Genomic DNA, 26,851 nt, shown 5'->3' with positions numbered 1-26,851 from the left:
TGGACACTGACAAAACATGAAATTAGCTTATAACCGCACCAAAATTGTTGCCACCATGGGGCCGGCATCGTCAAATAAAGACGTATTGCTGTCTATGATAAAAGCAGGCGTAAATGTATGCCGCCTTAATTTTTCGCATGGAAAAATTTCTGACCATAAAAAGGTTATTGAAACAATACGGGAGATTAACGATCAATACAAAACCAACGTGGCCATATTGGCCGATTTGCAGGGGCCAAAAATACGTATAGGCCTGGTTAAGGATGGCGGTATAAACCTTATTAACGGCACACATATAAATATTACCACCCACGAGTGTATAGGCGACGATAACCAGATCTATATTACTTACCCTGAGTTTCCGAATGATGTACAGGCTAATGAGATAATTTTATTGGATGACGGCAAGATACAAATGCGCGTTTTAGAGACCAATAAAATTGATACCGTTGTTTGCGAGGTTGTGCACGGCGGCATTTTAACCTCTCGTAAAGGTGTTAACCTGCCTGCTACCAAAGTATCTATCCCCAGCTTAACCCCCGAAGATTTAGAGCACCTGAATTTTGTTTTGGAGTGCGATGTGGATTGGGTAGGCCTTTCGTTTGTTAGAAATGCTGAAGATATAGTTCAGCTTAAAGAAATTATAAGCCGTAGTGGTAAAGCTGCCCGGGTTATTGCTAAAATAGAGAAACCCGAAGCTATTGATAATATTGATGCCATTATTGAAGTTACTGACGGTATAATGGTAGCACGTGGCGACCTTGGCGTTGAAATGCCACTGGAAGAAGTGCCATTGTTACAAAAAATGATAGCGCGTAAATGTCGCGCCGCATCAAAACCGGTTATTGTTGCTACCCAGATGCTGGAGTCAATGATAACTACCCCGCGCCCAACCCGTGCAGAGGTTAATGACGTAGCTAACTCTGTATTAGATGGCGCCGACGCGGTGATGCTGAGCGGCGAAACATCAGTAGGCGAGTTTCCGCTGATCGTTATCGAAACGATGTCAAAAATTATCAGAAATGTAGAGGAAGTTGGATATCCTTTTAATAAAGGAAAAGAAGACATTGATGATACCAAAGCAACTTACCTGGCTGATGCTATTTGCGGATCGGCAGTATATCTTGCCGAGCAAACCAATGCTAAAGGAATTATAGCCATGACTTCATCTGGTTATACAGCCTTTGAAATTTCGAGCTACAGGCCAGATGCGCCAACCTTTACTTTTACAGCCGACAAACACCTGCTAACCGCGCTTAGCCTTGTATGGGGTGTACGCACCTTTTATTATGATAAAGTAGAAAGCACAGACCAAACCATAACAGATTGTAATAACATGCTGATAGCAGAAAATTGCATACAAGCAGGCGATGTTATTATTAACACAGTATCGGCACCTATAGCCCGTCAGGGTCGTACTAATACGGTAAAAGTATCTGTTATTGAATAATATCGTATTTTAACAAATACTAAAAGAGGCTCGCTGATTAGCGAGCCTCTTTTATTTAAAACCTGTTCTGCACAATCAAAATATCTGGGCAGAGCACACTTCCTTGAGCATTTTTTGCTTATTGGCAAAACAATAGCTCCAACAAACTTTTATCATTCCCATAGTGTCTTTCCTTCCTATTTAATGTTTTTGACGTTGTTATAACCTTATGGTTTAAAACACATAACAATTATCGAATAACGGTATTAATTGTAATTAAAGTTAATTTCCGGCGAATTGTTTTCCATTTGTATTCTAATAAAAATATTAGTTTATTCTAATTTTACATTGCAATGACTATATTGCAATCCAGTTAAATAAATCTAAATTGATTAAAGTTGTGTGGAAGCTTGCTTATGCAGCAAGCGTGGTGCTGTTAAGCACAGGAATAATTTTTGCTCAGGAGCGGCAGGACCCGCCCGAAATACTCAAGAAACAAACTGACGCCAAGCAAGTACTTAGCAGTTGGTTCGGAAAGAAAAAAACGGGTGCAGACTCGATAACAAAAAAACCTTCAACCATTTCTACCCTCCCATCCGCCGGTTTTAACCCGAGCGTGGGTTTGTCGGTTGGTATTACCTCAACGGCGGGTTTGGTGTTTGGCGACCCCAGGATAACCACCATGTCGGTATTAAATACCAATGCCTACTTATCAACCAAAGGGCTTTTACAGTTTGAGGCCAAGAACAATATTTTTACCAATGATGATCTGTACAACATTCAGGGTAATGTGCAGGTAGGTAAAACTGTGGCCCTGGATTATGGTGTTGGAACCGGAAGCCGCGCACGTGGCGAGCAAGGTTTCTCCTTTGATGGCTTACCGCTGTCAAACAATAACGAGGTAATGACACTTTCTTACTCGTACATTAAATTTTCTGAGCGGGTATATCGCCGCATAGCAAAAAACCTGCTTTTTGGCGCAGGGGTAATTTTTAACATTTATAATGATATTGATAACGAAGGGAAATTAGGCGTAAACACCCGGGCGCATAATTACCGGTACAGTGTAAACCACGGTTTCCCTACCGGTGGGTATACCAATAACGGCCTGTTACTTAATTTAGAATATAACTCGCGCGATCATATTAACCGCCCCTACGAGGGTATGTTTGCCGATGTGGTACTGCGCACTAATGAAACCTGGATGGGAAGCAACAGGCGGGCTACCCAATTAAGAACAGAGGTGCGCAAATACTGGGGGCTTTCAAAAGTTAACAAAGAACACGTATTGGCTTTTTGGTTCTGGGGTAGCTTTCTGTTAAACGGCGATCTGCCTTACCTGGAATTACCCGGCACGGGCAGCGACCAAACCAACCGCCTTGGCCGCGGGTACACTATAGGCCGCTTTAAGGGACAAAACTTTGCTTACACCGAAGCAGAATACCGTTTCCCGTTATCAAAAAACAAATTGTTTAGTGGTGTAGTGTTTGCCAATGCGCAAACCTCAAGTGCGCAGCGTAATTTGAATGACGTTAACCTTGGCGAGTATGTTGAACCCGGTGGTGGTGTGGGTTTACGCATATTATTTAATAAATATACCCGCTCTAACCTTTGTATTGATTATGGTGTAGGTACCTATGGGGCCAAAGGGATATTTATAGGCTTGAACGAAGTTTTTTAATCAACAGAAAATACTGTTAAAAAAAAGAGGTCCCCGCAACATTGCGGGGACCTCTTTTTTTATGTCTGTATTAATTATTAGTTATTAACTACTTCGTGGTGTACGTCATCAGTAGTAAATGGCGATCCGTGTGTGAAAACACCGGCTATAAAGAAGGTGCCACCTATTAAAACATGCGGCCAGAAAATTCCGTTTTCAACAAATGCGAAGCCGTATAAAAATGGTGATACCAATAATATAAAGCCCGAAAATGCATCAAGCACGTTATGCGTTGGCATTGGAAATATCTTAATAAAGCCGTGGCTGTTATTGCTAAAAATGGCCATTATTAATTGTACCCAGCCTATAAGTATTGGCAGGAAGAACGCGGCACCGCGATAATCCTCAAATCCAAACAACCAGGGTGATGCCATTGATACTAAGGCAGTAACATAATTTATAACTCCGTAAAAGCCTCTTGGGATAAATGCGCTCATTGTTTTATATATGCTTAATGCACCAAAAGTAATAATTAAACCTAAAAAAGTAGCTATGCCGGCACCAAAAATTTATTCTGCGTCCCATTAAGCATGGTTACTTTTACAACTAAAATAACATCTAACAAAAAAGCCCCGCAGAAACGCCCGCGAAGCTAACCGATGAAAAATATTTTGAACACCCTTGTATTATGATTCAAAATGATGGTCAGTCTTTCTTCAAATTGATAATCACTACCGCGTCTTTACCCTTTTCGCCGGTTGCAGGCACTGCCTCCGGCGATTTATAAACGGCAATGGATGATATTTTATCCGCGCGCAAATTGTTTAATGATCCATCATAAACAACGCCGTCTACCAATAAAACGGGCTTGTTATTAAGTCTGGCAGTGCTTGGCCTACCTGCTACCGTTTTCTGCGTAATAACCGGGGGCGCTTCATCAATTAACCCATTGTTTTGCTGTGCCGCCTGCGTTTCATCAAAAGACAATGTAAAGTTAATGGGCACAGTATACTGCACCGAAACCGGCCGGCCGTTTTGTATACCCGGTACCCATCTAGGCGAACTTGATAATACTCTTACGGCTTCATCCTTAAAATCTTCACTTGGCCCTCTAACAGCCTTTATGTCTGATAATTGCCCGTTTGTACCAACAACAAAAGTTACAAAAACTTTTCCCTGCAAACCTCTTAAGCGCATTTCATTCGGATACTTCAGGTTTTTTTGTAAAAACTTATTAAAAGCTTTTAAGCCGCCCGGAAACGAAGGATATTTTTCAACCGAAGAAAGCACCTTGTTCATTTCATTTAATCCGGGAGGAGGAATGTCATCATCGTCGCCCAGCGTAAAGTTGATAGGTACGGTATATTGCACCCTTACGGTCTGACCGTTTTGAACACCGGGATCCCATTTGGGCGAACTGTTAAGCACACGTACCGCTTCTGCCTTCATATCCTCTGCAGGACCGCGAACGGCTTGCACGTCACTAAGCGAACCATCAGCCTCAACAATAAAAGATACATACACTTTACCCTGAATGTTATTTTCTCTGCTTTGTGCAGGATATCTTACATTATGTTCTAAAAACTTACTGAAAGCACTTACACCACCCGGAAAACTCGGTGCCTGTTCTACTGATACAAATACTTTCTTATCGGCTAAAAGCTCATCTGTTTCTGCGCCATAGGTTGGGTGGTTGCTATAAGGTGTAGTGTATTGCTGTACAGGATTATCAGGCGCTACAACCATCGGAGGAAATTCAACCTGAACCTCATCCTGTGGAATCTCTGCATGTTCTGTTATAACATTGGCTATATCATTAACCTGCGCCTGCATTACCTCTTTAACGCCATCGTGTATGTTGGTAACCGCTGCGCTGTTATTTACCGTTGCCGACGACAGTATCATCATTAACACAAATAAAGGTGCCGACAGGCAATATTTAAACAGCATAATGCGCTGCGATTTGCTTTTTTGCAACATCAATATCCGCTTTTTGAGCATGCTGTGGCTATAAAACGGATTAGTTAGCTTATGTGCCGGAACATGAAACGTTTGGCTAAGCAACAGCAGAGCATAATCCGCCTTGTCGGTTCCTGAGCTTATAACTTGCATATCTGCAATATACTCGTGTATATATTTAATGGCAAAACGGTACAGGTAAACCACGGGGTTAAACCAGTTGATGATCATTACCGTTTCAATGATCATAACATCAACCGAATGCCATTGCGTGGCGTGTACCTGCTCATGCCGGGCAATGGCCTTATGTTCTGCAACATCTTTACCTAAACTTATTTTTTTAAAGAAGGAATAAGCTGCCGATGGGGATGGTTTTTCTATTTGTTTTTTTAACACAATTAGCTGCCATAGCAACCGTAGGGTTAAAATAAAGGTAACAGTTATGTAAATTAAAGTTAAAAGGTGGCCTATTGTAACCGAGTGTTCTGCCTGCTGAATGTTGTAAACCATTAATTCTGCACCCCCGCCATAAAGGGTATATTGTACCTGCTTGGTAATAAACAGATCCTTTACCCAATCGGCCTGTATTACCGGTATGGCGAACGACAGTATGGCGCCCCCTACCAGGTAAATACGGTTAAGCTGAAAAAAGGTTTCGCGGCGCAGAAGCAGCGCATAGAAGGCAAAAAACAACAGCAGGTAAAAGTTTACCAGCAATAAATAATGCCACCAGCTCATAACTTATTTGCTTTTAAGTTTCTCTATAAGTTTAAGTATCTCGTCTGCCTCCTTCAAATCAATCTTCTCTTTCTTTACGAAGTACGAGAACATGTGTTGTACCGAGTTATCAAAATAACCGTTCATCAGCTTATCAGTAGCGAAGTTTTGATATTGATCCTTGCTTATAAGCGGATAATACTCGTGGCTTTTGCCATAAGCATTATGGCTTACAAAGCCCTTGGTTTCTAATATCCTGATGATGGTTGATACGGTATTATAAGCAGGTTTGGGCTCGGGCAGTAACTCAATTACATCCTTAACAAAACCTTTTTTAAGTTGCCATAATATCTGCATCAATTGTTCCTCAGCACGCGTTAGCTCTTTAATTTCCATGGTAATTTTTGTTAGTTTTTAGTATTTCGGGGGGTATCAAATATTTAATTGTTAACGAATTTATTAGTTTAAATTAACAAAAGCAACCCTAATTTTAAAATTAGAGTTGCTTTATAATTGAGTAAGTTAGGCTACGTAAATACTATTTGGGTAACTCGAAATTTATAGGCACGGTAAACTGTACCCTAACCGCTTCACCATTCTGCTTGCCTGGTTGCCATTTAGGCGAGCTTGCCAATGCCCTTATGGCCTCCGCTTTCAACGTTTCTGATGGACCGCGAACTGCATTAAAGTGCGATAGACTACCATCCGGTTCAACTACAAAAATCACAAAAACCTTTCCTGTGATCTTATTCTCTCTATCAACCGCAGGATATTTGAGATTTTTGGCAAGAAAATTTGTGAAGGCGGGTATCCCTCCCGGAAAAGTGGGTGCTACATCCACAGAAGCATGAATTGCCGTATCAATTCCTGCTGATAGGTGATTTCCTGCTTGTTTTTTAGCGTAAAAATCTGCGTGCATTGCATTGGCCGAGAATGAAACAGCCGCAACCAACAACAATACTACTTTAAGTGTGTTTTTTAATGTGTTCATGCCTTAAGGTTCATAATGTGTTCTAAGTTATCAGATTGCATTTACAATTACAACATATCCCACCCGCTAACATCAAGGTGATTTAATTATTACTCAAAGAAAAGTTGATTGGAACGGTATACTGCACCCGTACAGTTTTACCATCCTGTACGCCCGGTTTCCACGAAGGCGAGCTTGCTAATACTCTTACAGCTTCTGCTTTCATTGTTTCTGACGGGCCGCGTACAGCAACAATATCCGCCAGTTTACCGTCAGGTTCTACAACAAAGCTAACATACACTTGCCCCTGCGTGTTGGCCCTCCAGTCGTCAATAGGGTATTTTATATTTTTCATTAAATAACTAGTAAGGGCATTTACCCCTCCCGGAAATTCGGGGCTTTTTTGCACCGACAGGTAAACTTTTCCATCTTCGTCGGTTTTTGCAACCGGAGCCATTGGCTTTTGCGGTTGAACAGAAGAAACCTTTTCGCCCTGTAAAGTAAAGTTAACAGGTAGCGTATACTTAACCCTTACCCTTTTACCGCCCTGCGCGCCTGGTTTCCATGCCGGCGATTTTGATACCACCCTAACCGCTTCTGCCTTCAACGTTTCTGACGGGCCACGTACAGCCTCAACATTTGTTAATTTACCATTGGGCTCAACCACAAAATTGACATATACTTTACCCTGAATATTGTTTTCTCTATCTATTGCCGGGTATTTTATATTTTGTGATAAGTAGGTTCCAAGCGCCTTTTGCCCGCCCGGAAAGCTCGGTTGTTTTTCAACCGAAAGAAACACTCTATTGCCGTCTTCTTTTACAACCGGAGGGTTTGGTTTTTGTGCACTTGCAACTAAAGAAATTGAAGTAACCAATAATGCCGCTATTTTAAGCGTGTTTTTTAACGTTCTCATGTTTATTTAGTATTTGGTTAAATATCTTTAAACGAATTTATTAGTTTATAATTTAATATGCAACTAATTTATTAGTTATTTTTTATATCAAACATTTAATCCTAAGTTTCGCTTTATATCAAAATCTATTTAATGGAAATTATCTTTCACGGCGCTGCCCGCAATGTTACCGGCAGCAAGCATCTTATAAAATTAAATAATGGCACCACTATATTGCTTGATTGCGGCATGTTCCAGGGATTGGGCGAGGACACAGAGGGCCTGAACGAACACTTTGGTTTTAACCCGGGCAAGGTTGACTACCTGATACTCTCGCACGCCCATATTGACCACTGCGGTTTAATACCCCGCCTGGTTGCCGAAGGTTTTGAGGGCACCATATTTTGCACACCCGCTACTATGGACCTGGCCCGCATACTGCTTATGGACTCTGCTAAAATACAAATGCAGGATGTAGAATATAGCAACAAACGCCGCCAGCGCAAGGGCCTGCCCTTGCTTACGCCACTATATAATGATGAGGATGCCATGAAGGCGCTGCGCCTGTTTAAAATTGTTGAGTATCATGAGCATTATGCTATTACACCCGATGTAAAATTTCAGTTTACCGATGCTGGCCATATTTTAGGCAGTGCCGCGGTGCATTTAACTATTACCGAAGAAGGGAAAGAAACCAACATATCCTTTAGCGGCGATGTAGGCCGTTATGGCGATCTGCTTTTAAAAAACCCGCAAAGATTTCCGCAGGCCGACTATATTTTATTAGAGTCTACCTATGGCGATTCATTGCATAAAGACATAGGCCCTATTGAAGACGCCCTGTTAGAAATTATTAAGCAAACCTGTTTAATTAAAAAAGGAAAGGTTATTATTCCGGCGTTTAGCGTTGGCCGCACACAGGAACTTTTATACGCTTTAAATGCCTTAGAGCTGCGTGGCGTACTGCCTGATGTGCCTTATTATGTTGACAGCCCGCTATCAGAAAAGGCAACCCAGGTAATAAAAAGTCATCCCGAAGTTTATAACAATGGCGTAAAGGAAGTGATGAAAATTGATTCAGATCCTTTTGCTTTTAAAGGCCTAAGCTTTGTACCATCAACAGAGGCATCCATCGCGTTAAATAATAACCCCCAGCCTTGTGTAGTTATATCCTCATCGGGTATGGCCGAGGCCGGCCGGGTGAAGCACCATATAAAATATGCTATCAATAATGCTAAAAATACCATATTAATGGTGGGATATTGCGAGCCTAACTCCCTGGGCGGCCGCTTACTGAGGGGCGAAAAACAGGTACACATTTTTGGAGATGAATATGATGTAAAAGCGGAAGTAGCCGAAATTAGGTCAATGAGCGCCCACGGCGATTACCAGGACCTGCTTCATTTTATACAATGCCAGGACCCTGCCAAAGTGCGCAAAGTATTTTTAGTGCACGGCGAATACGACGTGCAGCAGCATTTTGCCGAAACACTTAAGGAGCATGGATTTGCCAGCGTAGAGATTCCGGCGCAGCATCAAAAAGTAGTGTTGGAGTAATTGTAGTGTACCCTATTGCCCTTTTTAGGTGTTGCACGTGCAGTGTAAAAATAGCTGTTTTCAAAATACTGAAAAACAGCTATTTAACTACAATTTAAAGCTAAACATCCTGACGAATATGTCTGTTGCAAAGTGTTGCATGTTTAAACTTACAATAGTTATAATTATTTAACAGTCAAACACTTGCAAAAAACACTGTTGCAAGTGTTGCAAACTGTTGCATATTATTCTGCAACACGCCGTTAGTTGTAAACGCCCGTTAGGCAACTAACACTTACAAATAAAATTGTAGTTTTACCTAAACCATAATTTATGACCGCCACCAGCAAACCTCGTCTTTTGTCGCTTGATGTATTTCGCGGTGCCACGGTTGCTGCCATGATACTGGTTAACAACCCCGGCGACTGGGGCCATATTTACGCCCCATTGGAGCACTCCGCCTGGAACGGCTGCACCCCTACCGACCTGATATTTCCGTTCTTTCTGTTTATTGTAGGTGTATCCATTGTATATGCTATGGAGAGCAAGGCCGAAGTAAAGGCTAACCACTCAAAAATGTTGTGGGGCGCGTTCAGGCGCATGCTTATTTTGATCGTCATCAGCCTGGTAACGCAATTGCTCTTTCATCCCGGTTTCGCGCATCTGCGTTTTCCGGGCGTGCTGCAGCGTATTGGTTTAGTGTATTTTATAAGCACCCTGATCTACCTGAAAACTACGCAAAAAACCCGCGATGTGCTGCTTGGTGCATTGCTTGTAGGGTATTATCTCATCATGGCATATGTGCCCGTGCCCGATACCGGCAAAGCAAGCCTGGACCCTGAAACCAACATGGGCGCCTGGGTTGACCGCATGGTGTTTTCAACCAATCATTTGTGGTCGGAGTCAAAAACCTGGGACCCGGAAGGCTTATTGGGCACACTGCCCGCCATTGCTACCTGTTTGCTCGGTGTAAGGGTAGGCAGCTGGCTTAAACAAAAAAACAACCATGACGCGGTTAAAGTAAGCTGGTTGTTTGCCTATGGCATTATCGCTATAGTTACAGGTTTAATCTGGGATCTGTTTTTCCCCATAAACAAAGCTTTATGGACAAGCTCATATGTGTTATACTCGGGTGGCTGGGCAATGGTGGCGCTGGCCTTATGCTTTTGGCTGATTGATGTGCAGGGGCATAAAAAGCCGGCTATGTTTTTTGTACCGCTGGGTGTTAATGCCATAACGGCTTATGTGCTGTCTAACTATATTCCGCATTACATCACCAATAAAAAATACTTTGGTGGCGGCAACCTTTATCAGCTGATCTTTGAACCTTACATTCAACCTTATGTGGCTTCGGCGCTAAGCGGGCTGTTGCTGGTTTTTATAATTTGGGCGTTGATGCGGATATTGTACAAACGAAATATAGTTATTAAGGTATAGCGCATTTGAAAAAAGATGCCAAAAAAAATAATTTTTAACTAACCCTCTCGTTTTTGCATCTTAGCACCCAATTATTTAAACTTTTATATGAATTTTAAGCATACCTTTTTTTTATCGGCAACTGTGTTGTTGGTTACCGCAGGTGGAGCGTTTGCCCAGGTAAAGAAAAAACCTGCACCATCCCCTAAAAGCAAACCTGTACCGGCTGCAAAGCAAATTGCCCCGCCGGCTAACGCCCAAATTTTACCTTCTGACCCTTTTTTACTGAAAGGAACTTTACCTAATGGCCTAACTTATTATATAAGGAGTACCACAGCGCTGGCTAAAAATGCAGAGGTGGTTTTGGTAAACAAAGCCGGCTCGGTGTTAGAAACAGATGCGCAACGCGGCTATGCACATTTAATAAGTCATTTGGCGCTTAAAGGCACCCCGGGCTTTACAGAAGAGCAATTGGCAGCTTTTATGCAATTAAATAAAGGTAAATTAAAGGCTGATAGTAATGCCATAAGTAGTTATGATGAAAGTGTATACCGCCTAACCGTACGTACAGATACCGCAGACGCACTTAACAAGGGGCTTAAATTATTAGCCGGATGGGCTGGTGGTATAACCTTTGATGCCGCGAACGTAAATGCTGCAAAAACAGGTGTAACAGAAGAACTGAAAAACAGCTTAAATGTAATGAAAGACAGGCTTGATAAAAATGCCCTGCCTTTTATGCTGAACAATTCGAGGTATGCACTACGCAACCCTAAAGGAGAAGAAGCTGCAATTGCGGCGGCTGATGCAGCTACTTTAAAAAGCTTTTATACAGACTGGTATCGACCTGACCTGCAAGCTATTATTGTTGTTGGCGATGTAGATGCAAAACAGGTAGAAGCGACAATAAAAACTATCTTTTCAGCTTTAAAAGGTCCGGCCGTTCCCAAGCCGGTTACCCTCTACGCTATTGCGCCGGTAGTTGGCACTCAAATAAAATTTATTACTGATAAGGAACTTCCGTATGTAGTTACCCAAGTTGTTATACCACAGCCCCGGGCAGTTGCAAAAACCCCTGCAGGTTTTATGCAAAGCGTACAGTTAAATTTGTTTAACGAAATGCTGGCCAATCGCATTGATGAATTGCGGCAGCAATCCAACTCGCCTTTCTTATTTGCGCAAGCTGGTTATAACAGCTTTATTGGTAAGCAGGACGCATTTATAGCAATGGTACTGGCTAATGCACGCGGTATTGACACTGCAGTAAAGACACTGGCAACAGAAATTGAGCGTACACGCAAATTCGGGTTCGTATCAACCGAACTGGAGCGCGCTAAGCAAAACGCGCTTTCTCAGGTTGGGTTTGAATATCAGCAGCGCGATAATATATTACCTGCCAGCATAGCTGCGGAGTATCAGCGAAATTTTATTACGGGTGGCATTGCCACAGGAACCAGTTATAAATACAACTACTATCTGGATAATATTGGCAAAATAGACCTTGCTACTATGAATGCGCTTGCAGCAAAATTACTAAACCAAAACCGGGCTATTCTATTACAGGCACCTGAAACTGAAAAAGCCCTGTTCCCTACAGAACAAGCAGTGCGTACCTGGTTCACAACGGGAAGCGCTGCAGTTAGTGCATACGAAGATAACGCCAGCATACCGCTTATGGAAAAGCTACCTGTGGCCGGCAAAGTAGTGAGCATTAAAACGGATAGTACCATACTTGTAACTAATGTAACCTTATCCAATGGTGTAAAGGTTATTTTAAAGCCAACACAGTTTCAACCAGGTCAGATCATCATGAACGGATTCGCCCTTGGTGGCACGTCGCTTGCGTCTGACGCGGATTTTACATCTGCCGACCTTGCCGCAAGGGTGATTGGTATAAGTGGTGTTGCCGGGTTTAGCCAAACGCAACTGGAAAGAATGCTGCGCAACAAAAGTGTAAATATCTCGCCGTATACAAGCGACATTCTTCATGGATTTACCGGCTTTACTTCGGCCAATGATTTTGAAACAGCTATCCAGCTGCTCCACCTCTATTTTACACAACCACGCAAAGATATCGCCGCATGGCAAAAAACCATTGCCGATACAAAAGGCGCCCTGGTACTACGCGCTGTTGAGGAAGGTTCAGTGTTACAGGATACAGCAAATGCTATATTGAGTGGTTATAACAAACGCGGCATGACGACTACCATAGCCCAGTTAAATGCAGCCAGTTTAGATAAAGCTTATCAATTTTATAAAGATCGCTATTCCAACGCGGCCAACTTTACTTTTACCTTTACGGGATCTTTTACTGTTGAGGCTATCTTGCCTTTCATTGAAACTTACTTAGGCTCATTGCCTACAAAAGCAGGCACCGAAACCTTCAAAAACCTGGGCATGCATCCACCGGCAGGTAATATTACAAGGACAATTGTTAAAGGCAAAGGTGACATCGCCCTAACTCAAATGATATATAGCGGAAAATATGACTACAGCGCCGTTAACAACATTGACCTTGATGCTGTGGAAACAATATTATATTTAAAATTGGCGCAACGTATAAAAGACACCACCGGAAATATTCAGACAGGGGTTAGGGTTAACTATACTAAGCATCCGGAAAGCAGGTATCGCGTAAATATCGATATTCAAAGTCCGGTGGCTGATCTTGAAAGGGTTACCGGCCTGGTTGTTGATGAAATAAACAAATTCAGGCAAAATGGTGCCGAGCAAAAAGAGCTTAACACATTTGTTTTAGATGACGCACGTACCACGCAATCGCAATTAAGGCAGAATGCTTACTGGAGCGGTGCACTGAACGTTGCTGCGCAAACAGGCGATGATCCGGATAAAATTCTGCTACATGTTCAATCGCTTCAGCAATTAACCATACCACGCACTAAAGAGGCTGCTATCAAATATCTTAATGATGCCAACCTGATAAAGCTGACCTTGTTGCCTGAAAAGAAATAACATTTTTGCTTATGGTAAAAAAGCCACCTTTGGTGGCTTTTTTTATGAGCAACTCAGGCGAAGTGCTTAACCCTTTGTGATTTATTAATAACAAATACTTTAGTTATTTTGTTACCTAACAATGAGCACGCCGGGGCAAAAAGTTATTCAGCAATGGTATCGCCAAAAAAAATGGCGGCAATTTCCGTTTCAAAAAGAAATGGAGGCGGCCTACCTGGAGGGTTATTCGGGGTTGTTGAACGCGCCCACCGGCAGCGGTAAAACGTTCGCTTTGTTTCTTCCTTTTTTGGCTGATTTCATTAACAAAAATCCCGACTATAAAACACGTAAAAACAACGGCCTGCAAATGCTGTGGATAACACCGCTGCGAGCGCTAACCAACGATATCCGCAAGGCCATGCAGGAGGTTTGTGATGACCTGGAGCTTCCATGGAAAATTGCCACCCGTACAGGCGATACCTCAGCAGCAGAGAAAGCCGCGCTTAAGAAAAAGCTTCCCGAAGTATTGCTTACTACTCCTGAAAGTCTGCATTTGATGCTGGCCCAAAAGGAGTACCCGGTCATATTTAAGAGCTTACAGATTTTGGTGGTTGACGAGTGGCACGAATTACTGGGTACTAAACGCGGTGTACAGGTAGAGCTGGGGCTATCGCGGCTAAAGGCAATTGGTTCAGTTGGCAGTGGGCAGTTGGCAGTAGGTAGCCCAGCAGCAAACCAATTGCAAACTACAAACTGCAAACTGCCAACTGCCAACCGCCAACTAAAAATATGGGGCATCAGCGCTACTATAGGTAACCTGGAGCAGGCTGGTGATGTACTGCTCGGCAACAATTTTGAACGGGATAAGGTAAAATTGATACGTGCCAATATTGATAAAAAGCTGGTTATAAAGTCGGTCATCCCGCCAAATATTGAGAATTACTCGTGGGCGGGACACATTGGCGTTAAGCTTATTGCACAGGTGATGGAACTGGTGGCCAAAAGCAAAACCACGCTGATATTTACTAATACCCGGTCGCAATCAGAGATCTGGTATCACGCTATTTTGGATCAATACCCTGAATATGCCGGAATTATGGCCATGCACCACGGCTCATTAGACAACGAGCTGCGCAACTGGGTAGAGCAGGCGCTCCACGCAGAGGCACTCAAAGTTGTTGTATGCACATCAAGTTTAGATCTTGGGGTAGATTTTAGGCCCGTTGATACAGTAATACAAGTAGGCAGCCCAAAGGGAGTTGCGCGATTTATGCAGCGGGCAGGACGCAGCGGACACCATCCCGGTGCAATATCAAAAGCTTATTTTGTGCCCACGCATTCCCTGGAACTACTGGAAGGGGCTGCTTTGAAGGAAGCACTCAAACGCGGAATCTTTGAGAGTCGCGACCCTATGCTGCTTACTATGGATGTGCTGATACAGTATATGGTTACGCTGGCCGTATCTGATGGATTTAGGGCAGATGAACTATTTAACGAAGTAAAAACCACTTATGCTTTTGCCGATCTAAATCGAGGGGAATTTAACCAACTGCTTGATTTTATTGTTAATGGTGGTAAAACGCTGGCCCAGTATGACGAGTTTTTGAAAGTAGAAGTTGAAGATGGTTTATATAAAGTAAACAGCCGCAGGGTGGCCATGCGCCACCGCCTGAGCATTGGCACCATAACCAGCGACATGAGCGTGCGGGTAAAATGGTTGAGCGGCGGCAGCCTGGGCACGGTAGAAGAATCTTTTATATCCAAACTAAAGCCGGGCAATACGTTCTGGTTTGCGGGGCGCAGCCTGGAATTTGTTAGGTTAAAAGATATGAGCGCCTACGTAAAAAAATCAAACGCGCAAAAGGGTATGATACCCAGTTGGAACGGTGGCAGGATGCCGTTATCATCGCAACTGTCGGCAGTATTTAGGGATAAGCTGGATGAGGTTGCGCATGGTATTGAGCAGGATGAGGAAGTTAAGGCCCTCAAGCCTTTATTTGCTTTGCAGAAGGAGTTATCGCATTTACCGCAAAGCCACGAATTTTTAATAGAATCTTTCAAATCCCGCGAGGGGCATCATTTGCTGTTTTACCCTTTTGAGGGGCGGCTGGTGCATGAAGGTATAGCATCATTGCTGGCCTACCGAATCTCGCGCATACGCCCGGCAAGTTTTTCTATCGCCATGAACGATTATGGCTTTGAGTTGCTAACAGACGAAGATGTACCCATTGAAGAAGTATTAGAGGATGCCTCCTTCTTTTCAATAGACAACCTGTTGGACGATATTATGCATAGTCTTAACGCCAACGAGATGGCCCGCCGCCGTTTCAGGGACATTGCCCATATTGGCGGCTTGCTGTTTACCGGCTATCCCGGGCAGCAGGTTAAAAACAGGCATTTACAAGCTTCATCATCTTTGTTATTCGAGGTTTTTAGCGAGTACGAGCCCGATAACCTATTAGTGCGCCAGGCTTATAACGAGGCATTGGCTTTTCAACTGGAAGAGTTTAGGCTACGGGCAGCTTTGCAACGCATAGCCACACAAAGTATAGTATTAAAAACCATTGAGCGCCCTACCCCTTTCGCCTTCCCTATAATGGTTGACAGCTTGGGCCGCGAGCGTTTAACCACCGAAAGTTTAGAAGACCGCATAGCAAAAATGGCACGGCAATATGGCGCCGAAGGTTTTGGATCAGTAGAAACCAAAAGAGCAAGGAAGCCTGGAATAACAAGAAAAAAAGGTCTTTAACAAGGGGTGGCTCTGAGCCGGGTGAGCCACCGTGAGCCTATGTGAGCCACCGTGAGCCTATGTGAGCCACCTGTCAGTACCCTGTCCTTGCAAGCGGCGGCGCATTATCTAATCGCTTTGCAAAATACTCGTCCCAACTGCGCTGCTGTGCCTTGTTCTGCATGTGCAGCGTGCCGGTTTCGTAATTCTGGTTAAGTTCTTTGTATTTGGCATCCACAGTGTTAAATAATTGCATAGCCTCTGCCTTGTAATTGCCGGTAAAAAAGGTGCGGTTTATCTCGCGCAGTAATTCCTGCTGCTCCATATAGGCAATAATATAATGACCCTGCTCATGATTAAGCACTTCATCCATCATTGGTTTAGAACTTATATTCCGCGAGTCAAGCCAACAGCGGTCGCGGTTTAGCAGCAATTCAACCGTAGCATACAAACGGTATGCGCCGCCTTTATCGCGGTAAGCCCGGTATTTAAAATCAATAGTGCAATTGGTGTAGGCCACGTGGCCGGTAACGCGGGGTTTGGGTATCCCCTGAAAATCAGATGGTGTTAATTGATGGTACCCCTGCGCCATCGCCTCGTTCATCACTACTATCATTAAGGCGATGGCCAGGGCCATCCTCACTAAACCACCTCTCATTAAAACTAAAAATCATTAAACTCTGTTTTTTGACTGAAAAAGGCAGGGCAGGGTTTAATGGGGGTGGTAGATTTTGGGGGCATTTATAGACATTAATATTATTCACAAAAAAATATTAACTTTATATATGGATCATAATCAGCAAAAACTGTTGGAGCGTATAACAATTACTCCCGGAACTCTTGGGGGTAAACCGGCAATAAGGGGCCTGCGTTTTTTAGTAAGCGATATCCTGGAACTACTTTCGACAGGAATTTCTGAGTCTGATATATTAGAACAGCATCCAATTTTGGAGAAAGAGGACATTCAAGCAGCCTTGTTATATGCTTCTAATAAAATAAAGAATACGCTAATTATTCATGCCGCCTGATATTTGGGAAATTTGGCTGGACACTCAATTGTCGCCAATTATAGCTAAATAGCAATAGCGTTAATGTATTTTACGCCTACACGGGCGGGCTTTAACCTCCGCTGTCATTTCGACGACCAACGCAGGATAGAGCGGGGTTGGGAGGAGAAATCTTTTCGAACTATTCAAGACTGACTGCTTCGAAAAGATTTCTCTTTCGCCCCTATGCACTTTGCCCTTGCTCCGCTCCATCGAAATGACAACGAAGTATTGGATTAATAACAAAACCCCTCCATCTTGCGACGAGGGGGTTTGCTTAAATATTCAAATAGTCTCTAAGCACCAGTCAACTAATCTCTAATCAACTAATCAACTACCTACGTATCTATACGCGCATACTTGGCGTTCTTCTCAATAAATGCGCGGCGTGGTGCTACCTCGTCGCCCATTAACATAGAGAAGGTATGGTCGCACTCGGCAGCATTTTCAATGGTCGCTTTCTTAAGTGTGCGGCGTGCAGGGTCCATTGTAGTTTCCCACAACTGCTCAGCGTTCATCTCACCCAAACCTTTGTAACGTTGCACATGTACACTATCTTCTTTACCGGCACCTTTTAAGCGCTGTATGGCAGCATCGCGCTGCTCGTCGTTCCAGGCATAAACAGACTCTTTACCTTTTTTAACCTGGTAAAGCGGTGGCGATGCGATGTAAACATATCCGGCCTCTATCAACTCCTTCATGTAACGGAAGAAGAAGGTCAATATCAACGTTGTTATGTGCGATCCGTCAACGTCAGCATCCGTCATGATCACAATTTTATGATAACGAAGCTTAGTAAGGTTTAACGCTTTATCATCCTCTGGCGTACCGCGGGTTACACCCAAACCGGTAAACATGTTCTTTATCTCCTCGTTCTCGTAGATCTTGTACTCCATGGCTTTCTCCACGTTCAGTATCTTACCCCTTAAAGGCAAAATAGCCTGATACTCGCGGTTACGGCCCTGCTTGGCGGTACCACCCGCCGAGTCACCTTCGACAAGATAGATCTCACATAATGCAGGATCACTGTTGGCACAATCAGATAGTTTACCCGGCAAGCCCGATCCGCTCATTACATTCTTACGTTGCACCAGCTCGCGTGCCTTACGTGCAGCGGCACGGGCAGTAGCAGCTAATACCACTTTTTGAACTATCATTTTGGCCTCGCGCGGATGTTCTTCCAGGTAGTTGCCTAAAATTTCGCCAACGGCCTGGTCAACCGCGCCCATTACCTCGTTGTTACCCAGTTTGCCTTTGGTTTGGCCTTCAAACTGCGGCTCCTGTACTTTTACAGAAACAACAGCAGTTAAGCCTTCGCGGAAGTCGTCGCCTGATATTTCTACTTTAAGGTTCTTTAACAAGCCCTCTTTTTCCGCGTAATTTTTTAAAGTACGGGTCAATCCGCGACGGAAACCTGCTACGTGCGTGCCACCTTCAATAGTATTAATGTTGTTTACGTAAGAGAATACGTTCTCTGAGTAAGTATCATTATACTGCAAAGCCAGCTCAACAGGTATGCCTTGTTTTATACCGTCAACATAAATAGGCTCAGGTATAATAGAGGTACGCGTGCCATCTAAAAATTTAACAAACTCGCTCAAACCACCTTCAGAGTAATACTCTTCCATTAAAAAAGTACCGTCCTCGTTAGGCTCGCGCTCGTCGGTCAACGTTAAGCGGATACCCTTATTTAAATAGGCCAGTTCGCGTAAGCGCGCTGCCAGTGTATCAAACTTATATTCTGTAGTTAACTGAAAAATTTCCGGATCGGGTTGAAAAGTTTGTATCGTTCCTGTTTTATCAGAAACGCCTATCTCTTTAACATCAAATAACGGCTTACCACGCTCGTACTCCTGCGTAAATATTTTACCCTCGCGGTGTACAACTGTTTTTACGTGGGTTGACAGCGCGTTAACGCAACTAACACCCACACCGTGCAAACCACCCGAAACCTTGTAAGTGTCCTTATCAAACTTACCGCCCGCGTGCAGTACGGTCATTACAATTTCAAGTGCCGATTTATTTTCTTTTGTGTTGATGCCGGTTGGTATACCGCGCCCGTTATCAACTACTGTTATAGAGTTGCCTTTGTGGATGGCAACATTTATAGTATCGCAATACCCGGCCAGCGCCTCGTCTATCGAGTTATCTACTACTTCATACACCAGGTGGTGCAGGCCTTTAACACCTGTATCGCCAATGTACATAGACGGCCGCTTGCGCACCGCCTCTAAACCCTCTAAAACCTGTATATTATCTGCTGAGTAATTCGATTTGTCCTGATTTTCTTCGCTCATAATTTGGTTAAAACAATAACCTTCAAAGCTACAAAAAATGCCCTAATATTTGCCATTGTTAATAAATTATGACCTCACATTAACCTCTTTTTAATTTATTAGGATACTTGTATTGAAAGATTATATTTGTGAAAATTTTTTACAAAAAAACAGGTATAAGCTTTAAAGGATCTTATAACCACACACATTATCAATACAATAAAAATTAAATGAAAACCACAGGTTCTATTTTCACAAAGATCTCTTTAGGTGTAATGGTTGCCATTGCCGTTGCAGCCTGCAATAACGATAAAAAAGCCGATGCCCCGGCTGCTGCCGCTTCAACGGGAAGTTCAGCGTCTGAAACTATTGTTTTTGTAAACCAGGATACGCTGTTAGCTAAATATGATTATGCTAAAGACATGCGTAGCACACTTGAAAGCAAAGGCAAAACAACCGAAAACGATATTGGCTCAAGAAGGCAGGCTTTTGAGCGTGAAATAGCCGAGTATAAAAGAAATGCCAATACTTTAAGCGCTGACCAACGCGCTGCTACGGAGCAACGTTTAACACGCAAAGGACAAGAACAACAGCAATACGAGCAGGCTGCCGGTGCTGAATTTCAAAACTTGCAAGGCACTGAAGCCAACAAACTATATGATAAGATAGCTGATTTTACCAAAATATACGCGAAAGAAAAAGGCTACAAAATGGTACTTACCTACTCAAAGGCTAACCCTACCGTGTTATACGGTGACGCTACACTTGATGTAACTGCTGATGTTACTAAAAGATTGAACGAAGCTTACGCTAAAGACAAGAAATAATTTGATGTGCAGATATGCAAATGTGCAGATTTGCGGATGATAAAGAAGATATTATACCAAGCCCGGACCAACAGTCCGGGTTTTGTTTTTATAATTCATTTTTAAAGGTCTCCCCTTCCGGGGGAGATTTAGAGGGGGCTTTCGTTTTTGTTTTCCAGCAGATCGTCCTTAAGGTCGTCTATTTCGCGGCGGTCGCGTTTTGTTGGGCGGCCGGTGCCCCTGTCCCGTTTCAGCATAGGTGCATGGAACATAGTTTTAAAAGCATGGGTTTCTTCAACCGGGGTAATGTCTTCGTAAAAACCTACGGCGGTTTTAGCATCAACCCTGTTCTCTAACAAGCCAACAACACGAATAACTTTACGGTCAGGTCCTTTAGATACCTGATAAACTTCGCCCAGGCGCACCTCATGCGATGGTTTTATATTGTTCCCATCCAGCTTAACACGGCCCGCCTTACAGGCATCAGATGCCAGCGTACGTGTTTTAAACTGGCGTATGGCCCACAGGTATTTATCTATTCTTAGTTTCTCTTTTTCGGGCATGCCTAACTTACATCAATCTTTTATAAACTCCGAAATTAAGAAATGATTGTACAAAACGTTTTTACTTGTGTGCTCATTTAAAAACAAACAGTAAAGTAATACTTCGTCATTTTTAGATGCCTCTTCCTTTAACGCCATTAAAATCTTTTCCTGTATTGGCATCCAAATCTGTACATCACCTATTTTCATCAAAACCATTTGCTTAAATATTTCATCCACAGGCGTATCCTTCTGTACGGTAAGCTTTAAAACGCGTTTAATAGATGCCAGCGTCTCGTTATCTATTTTCTTTACCTGCGCTAAAAAAGTAGCGTTAAAGCGGTAGCTGGCTTTTGCAAAGTAATAAGGCGCTATATTGCGGTGTTTCTCTACACTATCAGCGTAAAGCCGTTCATGTTGTAAAACCAGCGGAATGTCGCCCGGCGGATAATTCTTATTCCAGCTTTTCCAATATTCGTCATCATCTTGCGCTTTTGCTATTGTAGCTATTGCCAGTAATAGCAGTATTAAGTATTTTCTCATAATTTCTTATCTATTGAAAATGCTCCGCCGCCCCTTATCAGCAAAAATATGCTGCAAAGCAGCATGGCCCAATCCGTACGGCTTTCGTGCAGCATTTTCCAGATGCCACCATCATTCAACATAGGTAATTTTGTGGTATAAATGGCTACCAACATAATACTAATAAGCGGTATAGCTGCGAAACGCGTAAGCAAACCTATTAATATTAAAAAACCGCAGATGATCTCGGTAATGCCAACAAACGGACCTAAAAATTCCGGCGATGGCATGCCTATTTTTTCAAAACGGCCACTGCCCTGTGCCGCGGCAAATAAAAACTTTTGAATCCCTTCTGAAAGGAAAACTACACCTACTACGAGCCTGATCAGTAAAGTTGTGGGGGTTTTATCTGTGGATGTCCATTTACGCAAACTCATTATGTGTGATGGTTTTGGGGAGAAAGTTACAAATTTAATTTATTGTAGAAATGCGTTAGCGATAGCAGCGGATACCGGCCCGTGGCTAAGGCCTGTGCAGTATGAGCGGATAGCGCGGGCCTCAGATAACGCCGATATTGTTTGAACTAAGATTTTTAAGATTTGAGGATTATAAGAATCATTTAAAATCCTTAAACTCATCAATCATACGAATCATGGTTCAGACCAAGTAACCGACTACTGCAAACTGAATCAAACAAATCTGCTCAAAAATCCTTTAATTTGCGGCAAACTTTTAACATATAAGATGCAAGAGCTACAAAAACTAATTGAGCAAGCCTGGGAAGACCGTACCCTGCTTACTTATAACGAATACATTAATGCCATTGAAACCGTTATTGAACGCCTTGATAAGGGCGAGATACGCGTTGCCGAACTGATTGGCACCCGCTGGCATGTAAACGACTGGGTAAAGAAAGCCGTTATATTATACTTCCCTATCCGCACCATGGAGGAGATTGAAGTTGGCCCGTTTGTGTTTCACGATAAAATGAAACTAAAAACCGACTATAAGGCAACCGGCGTGCGCGTAGTGCCACATGCTATTGCCCGCTACGGCGCGCATTTGGCTAAAGGCGTTATTATGATGCCAAGCTATGTAAACATTGGCGCTTTTGTTGACGAAGGCACCATGGTTGATACCTGGGCAACGGTAGGATCGTGCGCGCAAATTGGCAAGCATGTTCACTTAAGCGGTGGTGTGGGTATTGGTGGCGTATTAGAGCCTGTGCAAGCTGCCCCTGTAATAATTGAGGATAATTGCTTTTTAGGATCTCGCGCTATTGTGGTTGAGGGTGTGCATGTTGAGCGCGAGGCTGTGTTAGGCGCTAACGTAGTGCTTACCGCATCAACCAAAATTATTGATGTTACAGGCAGCACACCTGTTGAGTATAAAGGCCGTGTGCCTGCCCGCTCGGTAGTTATTCCGGGCAGCTATACCAAAACCTTCCCTGCGGGTGATTTCCAGGTACCTTGCGCCCTGATAATCGGTACGCGGAAAGAATCAACCGATAAGAAAACCTCATTGAATGATGCTTTGAGGGAGAATAATGTGGCGGTTTAGTTACTGAAGATTGGAGATTAAAGATTGAAGATTGGTTCGTCGCCAGTCACCAATCTTCAATCTTCAATCACTAATCTTTTACCATGAAAATACTCATAAGGCTGCCTAACTGGCTGGGTGATGTGGTGATGAGCACCGCGTTTATTACATCAGTGAAGCAGCTTTATCATGATGCCCGCATTGATGTGATCATCAAAAAGGAGCTGAGTTCTGTGGCTTCGCTTATCCCCGGTGTAGATACCATTCATTCTTTTTCAAAACAGGATAACCCCGGCCTGGGTGGTGTATACCGTTTCGGCAAATCTCTGCGATCAGAACAATACGACATCTTCTTCACCCTGCCCGATTCCCTTTCGGCAGCGATAATGGGTAAAGCAACGGGCGCAAAAAAGCGCGTGGGGTTTAGCAAAGAGGGCGGCTTTTTTTTGTTGACCAAAGTTTGCCGCCGACCTAAGAACGTACACCGGGTAAATGAATATTTAGCCCTGCTTGAACAATTTACCGGAAAAACTATTGGCCAAAAACAGGTAAAACTACAGCCGGAGCCGCAAAAAAAATCAGGCCTGGTGTTGTTGAATTTTAACTCGGAAGCTGATTCTCGACGCATGCCACTGGATAAGGGCAAAGAGCTGTTAAAACTGCTTACCCAAACTTTTACCGACAGGCAGTTTGGTTTGATAGGCGGCCCTAAAGACTCCATTTATATAGAACAGTTACTGCAAGGAGCCGACAATCTTGACCGTATAAGCAACTTTTGCGGCAAAACAACGCTGGCAACGCTGGCTAACTTAATGGAAGGAGCAACAGTGTTGCTAAGTACCGACTCGGGGCCGGCACATTTGGCCAATAGTGTGGGCTTGCCGGTTGTGGCGCTGTTTGGTGCGGGTAATGAACATAACACTGCCCCCAATAACACACACAACCTTACCGTAATACGTGCCGGACAATTACCTTGCGAACCCTGCGTGCGCAATGTTTGCAAACTTTACGGCATACCCAAGTGTATGCAATTGCTTGACGATTCGCGGATTATTAACGCGCTCAGCGTATATTTGAACCATGCTTAGAGACGAAGTTGCCAAAGCTTTTAAAGTATTGCAGGAGGGCGGGATAATACTATATCCTACAGATACCATTTGGGGTATAGGCTGCGACGCGGCCAATACCGATGCCGTTAAACGGATATTCGCTTTAAAACAGCGCGATGAGGCCAAGAGCATGATCATTTTGCTGGATACAGATAATAAACTGCAAAGCTATGTACAGGAGGTGCCTGAACTGGCTTATAACCTGATAGAATACGCCGAAAATCCGCTTACCCTGGTAATGCCGGGTGCCAAAAATATCTCGCCCGCGCTTATTGCTACGGATGGCAGTGTTGGTATAAGGGTAACTTCGCACCAGTTTTGCCAGCAGGTTATACAGCGGCTGCGCAGGCCCCTGGTTTCAACATCGGCCAATATAAGTGGTGAGCCATCACCCCAGTATTTCGGGCAGATAAGCGATGACATTATAAACGGCGTTGATTACGTGGTTGACCTGGAGCAGCACAGTACCGAGATCAAAAAACCATCAACCATAATGCGCTTAGATCCCAGCGGTAAGTTTGAATTTTTAAGGCGGTAAGCAAAAAGGGTGTAGCCGTATACAGCCATCCACTCAAATTAAAGCGTATACGCTTATTTACTCAATACACTAACTATCAATTATTTAACTAAAATAAGCATCTCCCAATAATGGCTAAAAATCACCTAAAACGGGCTTTACAACTTTTAGGTGTATACACTTTAGGGGGCATTCTAAAAAGCCAAACCGATAAAAGAACGATATAAATCCCTACTTACAGCCCCTGGCACACTTCCCCCGGGGAAGGAGTTTTTTGTTAGCTTTGCCCAGGTATAAAAACTGCAACATCTCCCTATGAATAATTCAATAAAAACCTCCCTCATAACCGGCGCGAGCAATGGTATAGGGCTTGACCTTACTAAAAAATTAATAGCAGAAGGCATCAAAGTAATTGCCGTAACAAGAAGCGGCGAGGTTGCCGGTTTTTCGCATCCTAACCTTACCGTTATGCAGGGCGATATCAGCAATGAGGAAAGTATTGCAAAAGTTGCCAAGCAGGTGGCTGAATTGGGCATTAGCATAGACTGCCTGATCAATAACGCGGGTGTTTTGGTTGATGCTAATACCGAAGTACCTACTGCTGCCGGGCTTAACGCAAGTTTTGCCACCAATACTGTAGGCACAGCCTTATTTACTGAAGCCTTATTAAATAATGTGACCGACGGCGGGCAAATTATCTTCCTGTCAACCATCATGTCGCTGCTGCGGGCGGCGGCGCCTGATGCGCCGGGGTATCGCATGTCAAAAGCGGCGTTAAATATGTATGTGGTGATGTTAAGTGAACGACTGACCAAAAGAAATATCCGCGTTACGGCATTGCATCCCGGCTGGGTGCAAACCCGCATGGGTGGCCAAACAGCTCCTACTACCATTGAACAATCTGTTAACGGAATTTACAAGGCCATTACAGAAAATACAGCAATAGGTAAGTTCTGGAATGTAGATTCGGCCGGAATAGAAAACTATTAATAGCGTAGCGTGAAGAAAAGTTTATTCCCGCTATTGCTGGGTGGTTTGGCTATTGGCACAACCGAATTTGTGATGATGGGCCTGCTGCCTGATATTGCCGCTAACCTTAACATCAGCATCCCGGTGGCCGGGCACCTCATATCGTCGTACGCGCTGGGTGTTGTAGTTGGCGCCCCCCTGTTGGTGCTGATAAGTGGCAGTTATCCGCCTAAAAAAATATTGATCGCGTTAATGGTAATGTTCACCGTTTTTAACACTGCATCAGCCTTTGCCCCCAATAATTTTACACTGCTCATTGCCCGCTTTTTTGCGGGACTACCGCATGGCGCTTTTTTTGGCGTAGGCGCGGTAGTGGCCAGCCGGTTGGCTTCGCCGGGCAAACAGGCGCAAGCCATATCAGTTATGTTTGCAGGCTTAACTATTGCCAATTTATTGCTGGTGCCACTCGGTACATGGGTTGGGCATGTTTATTTATGGCGATATACTTTTGCAATTGTAGCTTTTATTGGTTTGGTTACCCTGTTATTTTTATATCTGTGGATGCCTGCCCTGCCGGTTAACCGCAGCGGCAACGCGCGTTCAGAACTACAGATATTTAAAAGTACCGAAACATGGTTGATCATACTTATTACAGGGATTGGTACAAGCGGTTTGTTTTGCTGGATAAGCTACATAGCCCCGCTAATGACGGAAGTATCAGGTTTTAAAAGCGCCAATGTATCCTATATCTTGGTATTAGCAGGCTTTGGCATGGTGGTAGGTAACGTTGCAGGCGGCTGGCTGGCAGACAGGGTTAAGCCTATTACGGCAACGGTATGGCTACTTACAGCAATGGCGTTAACGCTGTTATGTATCTTCCTTTTTTCGGGCAATCAGATCATATCGCTGCTGCTAACGTTTATTGCCGGTGCCTTGTCTATTGCCCTTGCCGCGCCTATACAGATATTAATGATCAATACCGCTAAAAGTGCCGAAATGCTGGGCGCAGCCATTACCCAAGCCGCTTTTAACATTGGTAATGCCATCGGTGCTTTTTTGGGCGGTTTGCCTATTGCCATGGGGCTGGGCTTTAACTGGCCATCATTGGTAGGTATGTGCATGGCTATTATGGGGGTTGGGTTTGCGTGTTTGCTGATAAGGAAGCATAAGCAAACGGCAGACCTATCTTTAAGTAGCTAAATTTATGGCTTTTCAGGCGCCACACATTCCATAACATTTTGTGTAATTTAGCTTATTACCAAT

23 protein-coding genes are annotated in these 26,851 nt (G+C 43.6%); 13 read left to right on the top strand and 10 right to left on the bottom strand.

Annotated elements, in window-relative coordinates; translation table 11 throughout:
• Positions 1–16 precede the first annotated feature (16 nt).
• Both pyk and ACFQZS_RS12000 read left to right on the top strand, forming a co-directional pair.
• The gene (gene pyk, locus ACFQZS_RS12005) at positions 17–1,450 is read left to right on the top strand and encodes a pyruvate kinase (protein WP_377100513.1); all 1,434 of its coding nucleotides are present in this window, start codon (positions 17–19) and stop codon (positions 1,448–1,450) included.
• 379 nt (positions 1,451–1,829) lie between these two features.
• A complete protein-coding gene (locus ACFQZS_RS12000) occupies positions 1,830–3,110 on the top strand; it encodes a BamA/TamA family outer membrane protein (protein ID WP_377100511.1) in 1,281 nt (426 codons plus the stop codon).
• A gap of 77 nt (positions 3,111–3,187) precedes the next feature.
• On the opposite strand, the gene ACFQZS_RS11995 is transcribed toward ACFQZS_RS12000, so the two are convergent.
• From ACFQZS_RS11995 to ACFQZS_RS11975, 5 genes are all read right to left on the bottom strand, one after another.
• A complete protein-coding gene (locus ACFQZS_RS11995) occupies positions 3,188–3,586 on the bottom strand; it encodes an SPW repeat domain-containing protein (protein WP_377100509.1) in 399 nt (132 codons plus the stop codon).
• Between the two features lie 208 nt (positions 3,587–3,794).
• Positions 3,795–5,786 carry a TonB family protein gene (locus ACFQZS_RS11990; protein ID WP_377100507.1) on the bottom strand — a complete coding sequence of 664 codons (1,992 nt, stop codon included), beginning with the start codon at positions 5,784–5,786 and terminating at the stop codon, positions 3,795–3,797.
• A 3-nt stretch (positions 5,787–5,789) separates the two neighbouring features.
• Positions 5,790–6,161: a BlaI/MecI/CopY family transcriptional regulator gene (locus ACFQZS_RS11985; RefSeq protein ID WP_377100505.1), complete on the bottom strand. Its 372-nt coding sequence runs from the start codon at positions 6,159–6,161 to the stop codon at positions 5,790–5,792.
• Positions 6,162–6,303: 142 nt separating this feature from the next.
• Positions 6,304–6,756: an energy transducer TonB gene (locus ACFQZS_RS11980; protein ID WP_377100503.1), complete on the bottom strand. Its 453-nt coding sequence runs from the start codon at positions 6,754–6,756 to the stop codon at positions 6,304–6,306.
• Positions 6,757–6,838: 82 nt separating this feature from the next.
• The gene (locus ACFQZS_RS11975) at positions 6,839–7,651 is read right to left on the bottom strand and encodes an energy transducer TonB (RefSeq protein ID WP_377100501.1); all 813 of its coding nucleotides are present in this window, start codon (positions 7,649–7,651) and stop codon (positions 6,839–6,841) included.
• A gap of 132 nt (positions 7,652–7,783) precedes the next feature.
• Here ACFQZS_RS11975 and ACFQZS_RS11970 point away from each other — a divergent pair, with 132 nt between their 5' ends.
• From ACFQZS_RS11970 to ACFQZS_RS11955, 4 genes are all read left to right on the top strand, one after another.
• Positions 7,784–9,187, top strand: a complete 1,404-nt coding sequence (locus tag ACFQZS_RS11970; RefSeq protein WP_377100499.1) for an MBL fold metallo-hydrolase RNA specificity domain-containing protein — start codon at positions 7,784–7,786, stop codon at positions 9,185–9,187.
• 312 nt (positions 9,188–9,499) lie between these two features.
• Positions 9,500–10,603, top strand: a complete 1,104-nt coding sequence (locus ACFQZS_RS11965) for an acyltransferase family protein (protein ID WP_377100497.1) — start codon at positions 9,500–9,502, stop codon at positions 10,601–10,603.
• A gap of 87 nt (positions 10,604–10,690) precedes the next feature.
• Entirely contained in the window at positions 10,691–13,555 is a 2,865-nt protein-coding gene (locus ACFQZS_RS11960; RefSeq protein WP_377100495.1) for a M16 family metallopeptidase, read from the top strand.
• 121 nt (positions 13,556–13,676) lie between these two features.
• Complete coding sequence (locus ACFQZS_RS11955; RefSeq protein ID WP_377100493.1) at positions 13,677–16,283, top strand: ligase-associated DNA damage response DEXH box helicase; 2,607 nt, start codon at positions 13,677–13,679, stop codon at positions 16,281–16,283.
• Between the two features lie 73 nt (positions 16,284–16,356).
• Here the strand turns inward: ACFQZS_RS11955 and ACFQZS_RS11950 are convergent, their stop codons facing one another.
• Positions 16,357–16,920 (bottom strand): DUF922 domain-containing protein, encoded by a 564-nt coding sequence (locus tag ACFQZS_RS11950; RefSeq protein WP_377100491.1) that lies wholly within the window; start codon positions 16,918–16,920, stop codon positions 16,357–16,359.
• A 127-nt stretch (positions 16,921–17,047) separates the two neighbouring features.
• Here ACFQZS_RS11950 and ACFQZS_RS11945 point away from each other — a divergent pair, with 127 nt between their 5' ends.
• Entirely contained in the window at positions 17,048–17,290 is a 243-nt protein-coding gene (locus ACFQZS_RS11945) for a DUF433 domain-containing protein (protein ID WP_377100489.1), read from the top strand.
• Between the two features lie 356 nt (positions 17,291–17,646).
• On the opposite strand, the gene gyrB is transcribed toward ACFQZS_RS11945, so the two are convergent.
• Complete coding sequence (gyrB, locus tag ACFQZS_RS11940) at positions 17,647–19,605, bottom strand: DNA topoisomerase (ATP-hydrolyzing) subunit B (RefSeq protein WP_377100487.1); 1,959 nt, start codon at positions 19,603–19,605, stop codon at positions 17,647–17,649.
• A 209-nt stretch (positions 19,606–19,814) separates the two neighbouring features.
• Between gyrB and ACFQZS_RS11935 the strand changes: the two genes are divergently transcribed.
• Positions 19,815–20,411, top strand: coding sequence for an OmpH family outer membrane protein (locus ACFQZS_RS11935; RefSeq protein WP_377100485.1), 597 nt, complete (start codon positions 19,815–19,817; stop codon positions 20,409–20,411).
• Positions 20,412–20,539: 128 nt separating this feature from the next.
• Here ACFQZS_RS11935 and ACFQZS_RS11930 read toward each other — a convergent pair whose 3' ends face one another.
• Genes ACFQZS_RS11930 through ACFQZS_RS11920 form a run of 3 tightly spaced genes read right to left on the bottom strand, consistent with a single transcriptional unit; the run spans position 20,540 to position 21,891 of the window.
• Entirely contained in the window at positions 20,540–20,953 is a 414-nt protein-coding gene (locus ACFQZS_RS11930; protein ID WP_377100483.1) for an RNA-binding S4 domain-containing protein, read from the bottom strand.
• A gap of 12 nt (positions 20,954–20,965) precedes the next feature.
• The gene (locus tag ACFQZS_RS11925) at positions 20,966–21,475 is read right to left on the bottom strand and encodes a hypothetical protein (protein ID WP_377100481.1); all 510 of its coding nucleotides are present in this window, start codon (positions 21,473–21,475) and stop codon (positions 20,966–20,968) included.
• Positions 21,472–21,891 (bottom strand): DoxX family protein, encoded by a 420-nt coding sequence (locus ACFQZS_RS11920; RefSeq protein WP_377100479.1) that lies wholly within the window; start codon positions 21,889–21,891, stop codon positions 21,472–21,474. Before ACFQZS_RS11920 ends, ACFQZS_RS11925 begins: the two co-directional genes overlap by 4 nt.
• A gap of 307 nt (positions 21,892–22,198) precedes the next feature.
• Here ACFQZS_RS11920 and ACFQZS_RS11915 point away from each other — a divergent pair, with 307 nt between their 5' ends.
• From ACFQZS_RS11915 to ACFQZS_RS11895, 5 genes are all read left to right on the top strand, one after another.
• Positions 22,199–23,014 (top strand): 2,3,4,5-tetrahydropyridine-2,6-dicarboxylate N-succinyltransferase, encoded by an 816-nt coding sequence (locus ACFQZS_RS11915; RefSeq protein ID WP_377100477.1) that lies wholly within the window; start codon positions 22,199–22,201, stop codon positions 23,012–23,014.
• An 83-nt stretch (positions 23,015–23,097) separates the two neighbouring features.
• Positions 23,098–24,081 carry a glycosyltransferase family 9 protein gene (locus ACFQZS_RS11910; protein ID WP_377100475.1) on the top strand — a complete coding sequence of 328 codons (984 nt, stop codon included), beginning with the start codon at positions 23,098–23,100 and terminating at the stop codon, positions 24,079–24,081.
• Entirely contained in the window at positions 24,074–24,640 is a 567-nt protein-coding gene (locus ACFQZS_RS11905; RefSeq protein ID WP_377100473.1) for an L-threonylcarbamoyladenylate synthase, read from the top strand. Before ACFQZS_RS11910 ends, ACFQZS_RS11905 begins: the two co-directional genes overlap by 8 nt.
• Positions 24,641–24,934: 294 nt before the next feature.
• Positions 24,935–25,609 carry an SDR family NAD(P)-dependent oxidoreductase gene (locus ACFQZS_RS11900; RefSeq protein ID WP_377100471.1) on the top strand — a complete coding sequence of 225 codons (675 nt, stop codon included), beginning with the start codon at positions 24,935–24,937 and terminating at the stop codon, positions 25,607–25,609.
• 9 nt (positions 25,610–25,618) lie between these two features.
• Positions 25,619–26,788, top strand: coding sequence for an MFS transporter (locus ACFQZS_RS11895; RefSeq protein ID WP_377100470.1), 1,170 nt, complete (start codon positions 25,619–25,621; stop codon positions 26,786–26,788).
• Positions 26,789–26,851 lie beyond the last annotated feature (63 nt).

Source organism: Mucilaginibacter calamicampi, from assembly GCF_042676765.1.
Lineage (GTDB): Bacteria > Bacteroidota > Bacteroidia > Sphingobacteriales > Sphingobacteriaceae > Mucilaginibacter > Mucilaginibacter calamicampi.
Note: the sequence above shows the minus strand (reverse complement) of the source record. Positions and strands in the feature narration are given on the sequence as shown.